We start from the raw sequence: 7755 nt of genomic DNA, 5'->3' as shown, positions 1-7755 counted from the left end.
GCCGGGTTGGTGGCCATCGTCGAGACTGAAGACATGAGCAGCGTGTAGCCGTCAGGTTGCGCGCGCGCGACCTCTGCTGCACCGATCGCGCCTCCTGCTCCGCCTTTGTTTTCAACTACAACGGTCTGTCCTAGTGTGGCTCCCATCTTTGCTGATATGACCCGCGCCAGCAGGTCGGTCGTACCGCCTGGGGCAAAGGGCACCACCAGACGCACCGGCTTGGTGGGGTAGGCCTGTGCAGTTGCTGCAACAGGGACCAGTAAACAAAGCATGCCGAGTGCAATTGCGTGAAGGCGGAGATTCTTCATATGTGCTTTCCCAAGAGGCTGAGATCCACCAACCGACATTGATTGATTGACCAAAATCATCTCTCGGACCGCCTACTTTCTGGAAGTCATCCGTTCGGAATTAACGTTATTCCGCATGAGCATACGGCTAACTTCACCGAGCGCTTTGGATGCTGTCGAGCGTGGCGGTGTGGACAAGCTGCGGTTCTTGCCACACTGCCGCAACCGCAACCGCAACCGCAGCCTGCCGGACCAAGGCTTGGCACTTATTTGTACAACACGCTGGGCAACCAAAGGCCGATGGCGGGAAACGTGTACAACAAAACCAGTGCAAATACTTGGATGCCCATAAACGGCAGCATGCCGAGGAAAATTTGATTCAGCGTGACGTGAGGCGGCGAAACACCTTTCAAGTAAAAGGCCGCCATGGCTACCGGTGGTGAGAGGAAGGCTGTTTGCAGGTTCAAGGCCACCAGCAAGCCAAAGAACAAAGGGTCCACGCCAAAATGCGCCAGCAAGGGAATAAATATCGGCATGAAGATCACGATGATCTCGGTCCACTCCAGCGGCCAGCCCAGCAAAAAGATAATGACTTGGGACAGGATCAAGAACTGCAGAGTGGTCATATTGAGGGACAGCACCCATTGGTTGATGAGATCTTGGCCTCCCAATAAGGCAAATGCCGCCGAGAAAATGCTCGACCCTACAAAAAGCCAGCAAACCATAGCGGTGGTTTTGGCCGAGAGGTACACCGACTCTCTGACCACAGTCATGTTCAGACGCCGGTAGGCCGCTGCCAGGAGCAAGCCGCCCATAGAACCCATCGCCGCAGCCTCAGTGGGGGTGGCAAGGCCGAACACAATCGTGCCCAGCACCGAAAGAATCAACATCGCCAGCGGGAAGAACGAGCTCAGCAGCATCTTGAAGATCTCTAGCCGAGCGAAGGTGAAAAAGGCGTAAAAAACTGTCAGTGCCGCCGCTCCAATACCCAATGTGACCCAAAAGCTCGTCGGCGCCGCCACTCGCTCACTGCTGGCTTGCGCAGGGGAGGGCGTTACGGATACGGCTGCAGCATCCGGCGCTGCTTTGGCTACTTCAGTGGCCGCGTTTGCATCTGCCTTGCTAGGCTCGGCAGCGGGCGCTGAGTCAGCTGGGTCAGGTGGGGGGGGCGCTGCGCCGCCTTGAAAATCGTCTTCCTCAGCGATAAAGCCACTACCCATTTCTTGTGCTTCGCTCACGACTGCCACTTTGGGCGCAGTTATTGTGCGGTAGCTCAAGCCCATGGCAGCGGTAAAAACCAAGGCTGGCAGCAGGGCAGTAAATAGCTGAAGCACCAGCGTGCGTCCAGGCACGCCTAGTTTTAGTTTGCCGTTGAGACCCGCTATCAACCCACGCACGACATTGTTGCCAAACGAGTCGGAAATAGCTTTTGCATAGGTGGGCAAGGGCACGACCCGATCTTCAGCCGACAGCGGAGGCGCCCATTTTGGCTTGAGCTTGGCAATCAGAATGATGTAGCCCACATAAAGCGTGGCCAGCATGACACCCGGTAAAAAGGCCCCTGCATAAAGCTTCACCACAGACACGCCGGCAGTAGCGCCATAAACAATCAGCATCACAGAAGGTGGGATCAAAATGCCCAGGCAACCTCCGGCAGTAATGGCTCCTGCTGCGAGTTGGGTGCTGTAGCCAGCGCGCAGCATGGCCGGCAAAGCCAGCAAACCCATCAATGTGACGACCGCACCCACGATGCCGGTAGCGGTAGCAAATATTGCGCAAGTAACCACAGTCGCGACTGCCAAGGAGCCTGGCACTCTCGCCATGGCCAAATGCAAACTCTTGAAAAGTTTTTCGATCAAATTGGCGCGCTCAACCAAATAACCCATAAAAACGAACAAGGGAATGGAGATCAGTACGTCGTTGGACATTACCGAGAACGTGCGTTGCACCATCAGGTCGAGTGTCTGCTGGACTGCCAGATCGGGGTCGCGACTTCGGAAAGCAAACCAAGCAAACATCATGCCCATGCCCATCAGTGTGAACGCGGTGGGGAATCCCATCATGATGGCAACCACCACCAAGCCCAGCATCAGCAGCCCCAAATGACCGTTTGTCATTTGAGAAGGTGCAGGCATCAGGACAAAAATGCTGATGACAACGGCCAATAAAATGGAGAGGCCAAACCATATTTCCTTTTTCACTTGGTGGCTCCCTCTTTGGACACAATATATTTATCTAGCTCGACGATGTCTTGGTCGCTCACATGGACCATCTCTTTGAGTTTGTCGACGTCAACTTCCTCGACGTCGGCCTTGCGCGAAGGCCAACGACCTTCTTTTAAGCACACAACGCAACGCAAAATTTCCACCACTCCCTGAATAAGCAACATGGTGCCCGCCAGGGGAATAATGGTCTTGAAAGGGTAAATTGGAGGGCCATCGGACGTGATGTTTGAAATTTCTTTGATGGCCCAAGACTCCCCGGCATAAAAATAGCCAGCCCACGCCAGCGCGAAGACGCCCGGAATAAAGAATAAGAAATACAGCAACAAATCGAGACCAGCCTGTAAGCGCGGCGGGAAAAAACTGTAAAGCACATCCCCGCGCACGTGACCATTTTGGGACAAGGTGTAGGCTCCAGCCATCATGAATATCGACCCATACATCATCATCATGAGGTCAAACGCCCAAGGATTGGGGTTGCTAAGCACATAGCGAGAAAACACCTCCCAGGTAATCAAAAACGTAAGCGCAACCAAGAGCCAGGAAAAAGCATGGCCCAACCAGGTACTTACTTTGTCGACGAGAAGAAATGTTTTCTGCATTTTTTTGCCAACTATAAAAACCAACCGCCCATGCGTGCGATGGGCGGTTGAGGTGCCAAGAGGAGTTTTATGCCTTCTTTGGTGGGAAGAAGAAGTTCGCAGCCATCGCTCTGTTGATTACATAATTTTGCTCCCAACTTACCGCGCGCTCAGCGAAGGCTTTCTGGGACTCAACGATTTCTTTGAATAAAGGGTTCTCTGCCGATTTCTTCTCAACAATCTCCGCCCAAATTTTGAGTTGGGCTTGCAGCACCGCGCTCGGAGTCTTGTAGAACTTCACTTTGTCCTTGTTTTGAAGCTCGACAAAGTCCTTGGAATAGCGGTCAATGGCTTTCCATGACATATCAGCCGACGCTGCCTCGACCGCACCGGCAATGATGGCCCGCATTTTTGCTGGCAATGCGTCATATTTCGGTTTGTTGAACATGATCTCGAAAGTCTCAGCACTCTGGTGGTAGCTTTGCAGCATGCAGATCTTGGAGACGTCCGGGAATCCCAGCAGACGGTCGGAGGAAGCATTGTTGAACTCGGCAGCATCGAGCAGGCCGCGGTCCATGGCAGGCACGATTTCTCCGCCTGGTAAGGCGTTCACTGCAGCACCCATGGCAGTGAACAAGTCGATTGCCAAGCCGTTGGTTCGGTACTTCAGACCCTTGAAGTCTTCAGCTTTGGTGACAGGTTTTTTGAACCAACCCAAGGGTTGCGTTGCCATCGGCCCATATAAGAACGATTGGACCGTTGTGATGCCGATGGATGCGTACAACTTAGCCAGCAATTCCTGGCCGCCGCCGTACTTGTGCCAGGCTAAAAGCATATTTGCGTCCATGCCGAACGCTGGGCCGGAGTTCCATAGGGCCAGTGCGTTCTGCTTGCCATAGTGATAACCCAGCACGCCATGACCACCGTCCAGCGTCCCTTTGGAAACTGCCTCAAGCAGGCCAAATGCAGGCACTACCGAGCCGGCCGGTAGAACTTCAATCTTCAGATCCCCGCCGGTCATATCGTTCACCTTCTTGGCGAAGTCGACCGCGTATTCGTGAAAGATATCTTTGCTCGACCAAGTACTCTGCCAGCGCATATTGATCGGGCCGGTTTGACCTCTGGCGATCATGGGGGCTGACATCGCGCCTGCGGCAAGTACTGCACCTTTGAGCAGGCTACGGCGGCGTGGAACTTTGGTGTCGGTCATATGGATATCTCCTGTTTATAGGGATGAGCTGTGGGCAACCGCTCAACAGCTTTTCTGGTCCGGCTTCGCTATGAGCCGCAATGGATCTTCCTGTACGGCATCAGCACTGCGGAAGTACTGCTCAAGGAATTACGGTTATTCCATTTGGGAATACTTGAAGGCCGCGAGCCTCATGATCTACTCTGGCCATGGATCGTTTTCAAGCCACCAAACTTTTTGTTCGCGTCGTCGATCTGGGCTCGTTCAGCAAGGCTGCGGATGACTTCGGCATCGGGCAGCCCTCGGTGACGAAGCTGATGGCCCAACTGGAAAAGCAGCTGGGTTCACGCCTGCTGCACCGGAGCACGCATGGTGTCTCGCCGACAGAGATTGGTGCCCTGTATTACGAAAAGTGCAAGCTGATCGCCCATCACTTGGAGGAGGCCGAGAGCGTGGCGATGTTGATGCAATCGCAAGTTCAAGGGGGGCTGCGCATCAGCACAACCATGGATTTTGGCCGGCGCGTGCTGGCACCACTGACATTGCGCTTTCTTGAAATAAATCCCAAGTTGAATGTTGAACTGCTGTTCGATGATCACCTCGTCAACATGGTGGAGCAAGGGATTGACGTGGCCATTCGCATGGGGCGCCTTGCCGACTCTACATTCGGCGCACGCTATCTGGGCTTGAATCCTTGGTCGCTGGTTGCTGCACCTGACTATTTAGCCCGTCGCGGCAGGCCGAGTTCACCTGCAGAGCTTGCGACGCATGCCGCCTTGGTCTGCAGCACGGTGCAAAATGATTCACGTTGGCATTTCAGCGCCGCCAAGGGCAAGGCGGTGACGGTGCAGGTCAGTGGGCCGATGCGGTCGAACAACAAGACTGCACTCATGGAGGCCGCCTGCGCGGGTTTCGGTATCGCCGCACTGCCGACCTATGTGGTGCATGAATCCATCAAGAGCGGTGCGTTAGTGACGGTACTCGACGCCTGGACCTTGCCTACTCAAGAAGTTCACGCCGTCTATCCGTCGCCGCGCATGGTTCCGGCCAAAGTGACCGGGTTTATTGAGTGGCTTCAAGGGCAGTTGGGCGAGTCTTGGTGGGCCTCGCAATACTGAACCGTACTGCCCTCAACGCGCACTTCGCTCTCATCACCTCGCTGCAACAGGTATCTCGCGGCAGGACCATTGGATCAAGGCAATTCGCGACCCCGCGCGGAAATGTAAAGCCGATACCAGTCCGCCCCACTGAGTGCTACCTCAGTGGCCTCGGCGCAGGCGCGGATGCGGGCTGGATCGGCGCTGCCGATGACGGCGCTGATGCGCGCCGGATGACGCAGCAGCCAGGCCAGCACCAGGGCCTCGCGGCTGTAGCCCAGCCCCTCGGCTAACTCGCTGACCAAGCGGGCAGTGGCCTGCACGGCGGGCGGCGCGTCGGCTGCTGCTGCGCCGCTGTAGACGCCGCGCGCCAGAGCGCCCCAAGCTTGTAACTCCACCCTTGCTGTGCGGCAATGATCCAGCGTGTCGCCCCAGGCCGAGGCTGCCAGTGGTGCCTGCTCATCGTTGAAGCAGGTGCCGGCATCCAGCCAGTCGCGCTTGAGCAGACTCATCTCCAACTGGTTGGCCGCCAGTGGCTCGTCGATGGCGGCACTTACCGCGCGCATCTGCGCCGCATGCATATTCGACACGCCCAGCCGCCCGATCTTGCCGGCGCTCTTTAGCCGCTGCCAGGCTCTAGCCAGCTCGGCCGCATCCAGCAGCGGGTCCGGCCGATGCAGCAGCAGCAAGTCGATATGGTCGGTCTGCAAGCGCCGCAGGCTGGCTTCAACACTGGCCTGAATATGGGCGGCGGACAGGTCATAACGTTTAGGGCCGTCGGCATCGGCAAAGCGAATGGCGCACTTGGTCTGCAATTGCAGGCTTGCGCGCAGCGAAGGCTGGCGCTTGAACAACTCGCCAAAGCATTGCTCGGCCTTGCCCAACGTGTAGATGTCGGCGTGATCGAAACGTGTGATGCCGACGGCCAGCGCCGCCTCCACGGCGGCATGCGCCTTGGCAATGTCGGCCTCGGCCAGCGGCTGGGTGTTCCAGCCACCCCCGAAGCCCATGCAGCCGAGAATGAGGCGATGTTTGGAGTTGGGTGCGGTCATGTGCTTGGCGGCAAGGGAGAAGGGGCTCCATGCTAATGCCCCGCGGCTCCGCCCTTAGCGTCGAGCCTGAGATCAATAGACACAAAAAAGCCCACATGGATGCGTGCTTTTATACTGATTCATGAATTTGGGGGTTGACGAGCCTTACCCCGGCACTGGTCACAACGGTTAGGGCTGCTTCGTTCCCAATCTGACCCGGTTGGCCGCGCTTCCATGCGAGGAGGCCCGTCGGTGAAGATTGTAAGCGATGCCCGGAGCAGGACCGGGCGTGCTGATAAAAATCTACTCAGCGCAGCTGCAAATCGTCGTCACTGAAGCGGATATTCAAGGGCTCGATCAGCAACTGCTTCGGGCCTACTTCGAGTTGGCCGGCAATGAGGGCGTCGATGCCGCAGGCCTTGGCCACTTCGACGGTGCGCGCCGCGTCTTCGGCTTTCACAAAGATCGCAAAGCCGGCGCCCATATTGAGCGTGGAGTAGGCCTCGCGGTCGTCTTGCTTGGCCTGCTCTTGCATGAAGCGCAGCACCGGCGTGACCGGCGGCACGCTGTGAATGCGGTAGGTGAACTGGGCCGGATGACGCAGCAGCTTGCGCCAGCCATGGCCGGTGATGTTGGCGCAGTAATGCGGCAGAACGCCGGCCTTGAACAGCGCCTCGGTGACCGGCGAGTACAGCGTGGTGGGGGCCAGCAAGGCATCGCCGTAGGTGAGGCCCGGTTCGATTTCGGTCAGATAGCCTTGCGGCAGGCGTTCAACCAGCTTACGTGCCAAGCTCAGGCCGTTGGCATGGATGCCGCTGGAAGCCAACAAGACGATGACGTCACCGGCGCCTAGCTTGTCACCCACCGAGAGCCGCTCTTTGGGGTTGATCAAGCCGGTGCATGAAGCGGCCAGATCAATGCGGCCGGCTTCGACGATGCCAGCCAGCGCGGGGGTCTCGCCGCCGCCCCAGGCGACTTGACAGGTATCGCAGGCGCGCTTCCAGCCTTCAACCAGGCTTTGCGCGCGCTGCTTGTCGCCGAACCAATCCGAGCCGCCAGCGGCCCAATAGGCCTGCACCACCAAGGGCGTGGCGCCGACAGTGATCAGGTCGTTCACCGCCATGGCGATGGTGTCTTGGGCGATGCCGTCGTAATAGCTCTTGCCGGTCAGCTCGCGCATCTCGTCGGCGACCAAGGTCTTGGTGCCCAGGCATTCGACTATTGTTGCGATGTAGAACGGGCCGACGTCAACTACATAGGCCGACTCGCCGCGCGAGGCCAGCACTTCGGTGAAGCCATGGGCGCCGAGGAGATGCGCGAGCTGACCGGCAAGAGCTATTACGACGGC

At 57.3% G+C, this 7755-nt stretch carries 7 protein-coding genes and 1 other RNA gene; 1 reads left to right on the top strand and 7 read right to left on the bottom strand.

What is annotated here, in order from left to right:
• From RMO57_RS11395 to RMO57_RS11380, 4 genes are all read right to left on the bottom strand, one after another.
• On the bottom strand, nucleotides 1–272 hold a 272-nt coding region (locus RMO57_RS11395), incomplete at its 3' end, for a Bug family tripartite tricarboxylate transporter substrate binding protein (RefSeq protein ID WP_310386701.1).
• 281 nt (nucleotides 273–553) lie between these two features.
• On the bottom strand, nucleotides 554–2488 hold the full coding sequence (locus tag RMO57_RS11390; protein ID WP_310386699.1) for a TRAP transporter large permease: 1935 nt from the start codon (nucleotides 2486–2488) through the stop codon (nucleotides 554–556).
• Complete coding sequence (locus RMO57_RS11385; RefSeq protein WP_310386696.1) at nucleotides 2485–3111, bottom strand: TRAP transporter small permease subunit; 627 nt, start codon at nucleotides 3109–3111, stop codon at nucleotides 2485–2487. Before RMO57_RS11385 ends, RMO57_RS11390 begins: the two co-directional genes overlap by 4 nt.
• A 67-nt stretch (nucleotides 3112–3178) precedes the next feature.
• Complete coding sequence (locus RMO57_RS11380) at nucleotides 3179–4300, bottom strand: C4-dicarboxylate ABC transporter (RefSeq protein ID WP_310386695.1); 1122 nt, start codon at nucleotides 4298–4300, stop codon at nucleotides 3179–3181.
• A gap of 188 nt (nucleotides 4301–4488) precedes the next feature.
• On the opposite strand from RMO57_RS11380, the gene RMO57_RS11375 reads away from it, so the two are divergent.
• Nucleotides 4489–5397: a LysR family transcriptional regulator gene (locus RMO57_RS11375; protein WP_310386693.1), complete on the top strand. Its 909-nt coding sequence runs from the start codon at nucleotides 4489–4491 to the stop codon at nucleotides 5395–5397.
• A gap of 74 nt (nucleotides 5398–5471) precedes the next feature.
• Here the strand turns inward: RMO57_RS11375 and RMO57_RS11370 are convergent, their stop codons facing one another.
• The 3 genes from RMO57_RS11370 to RMO57_RS11360 all read right to left on the bottom strand — a co-directional run.
• Entirely contained in the window at nucleotides 5472–6428 is a 957-nt protein-coding gene (locus tag RMO57_RS11370; protein ID WP_310386692.1) for an aldo/keto reductase, read from the bottom strand.
• A gap of 133 nt (nucleotides 6429–6561) precedes the next feature.
• An RNA gene (gene ffs, locus RMO57_RS11365) (signal recognition particle sRNA small type) lies at nucleotides 6562–6658 on the bottom strand.
• Nucleotides 6659–6714: 56 nt separating this feature from the next.
• The coding region (locus tag RMO57_RS11360; RefSeq protein ID WP_310386690.1) for an AIR synthase related protein at nucleotides 6715–7755 on the bottom strand (1041 nt) is incomplete at its 5' end.

It is taken from the genome of Roseateles sp. (assembly GCF_031397715.1).
In the GTDB taxonomy this organism is placed as follows: domain Bacteria; phylum Pseudomonadota; class Gammaproteobacteria; order Burkholderiales; family Burkholderiaceae_C; genus Paucibacter_A.
This window is presented reverse-complemented; position numbering and strand designations above follow the sequence as displayed.

Bases quoted from the DNA above. Each gene is read 5' to 3' on its own strand.
- RMO57_RS11385 (WP_310386696.1), bottom strand. From the start codon at position 3,111: ATGCAGAAAACATTTCTTCTCGTCGACAAAGTAAGTACCTGGTTGGGC.
- RMO57_RS11380 (WP_310386695.1), bottom strand. From the start codon at position 4,300: ATGACCGACACCAAAGTTCCACGCCGCCGTAGCCTGCTCAAAGGTGCA.
- RMO57_RS11375 (WP_310386693.1), top strand. From the start codon at position 4,489: ATGGATCGTTTTCAAGCCACCAAACTTTTTGTTCGCGTCGTCGATCTG.
- RMO57_RS11370 (WP_310386692.1), bottom strand. From the start codon at position 6,428: ATGACCGCACCCAACTCCAAACATCGCCTCATTCTCGGCTGCATGGGC.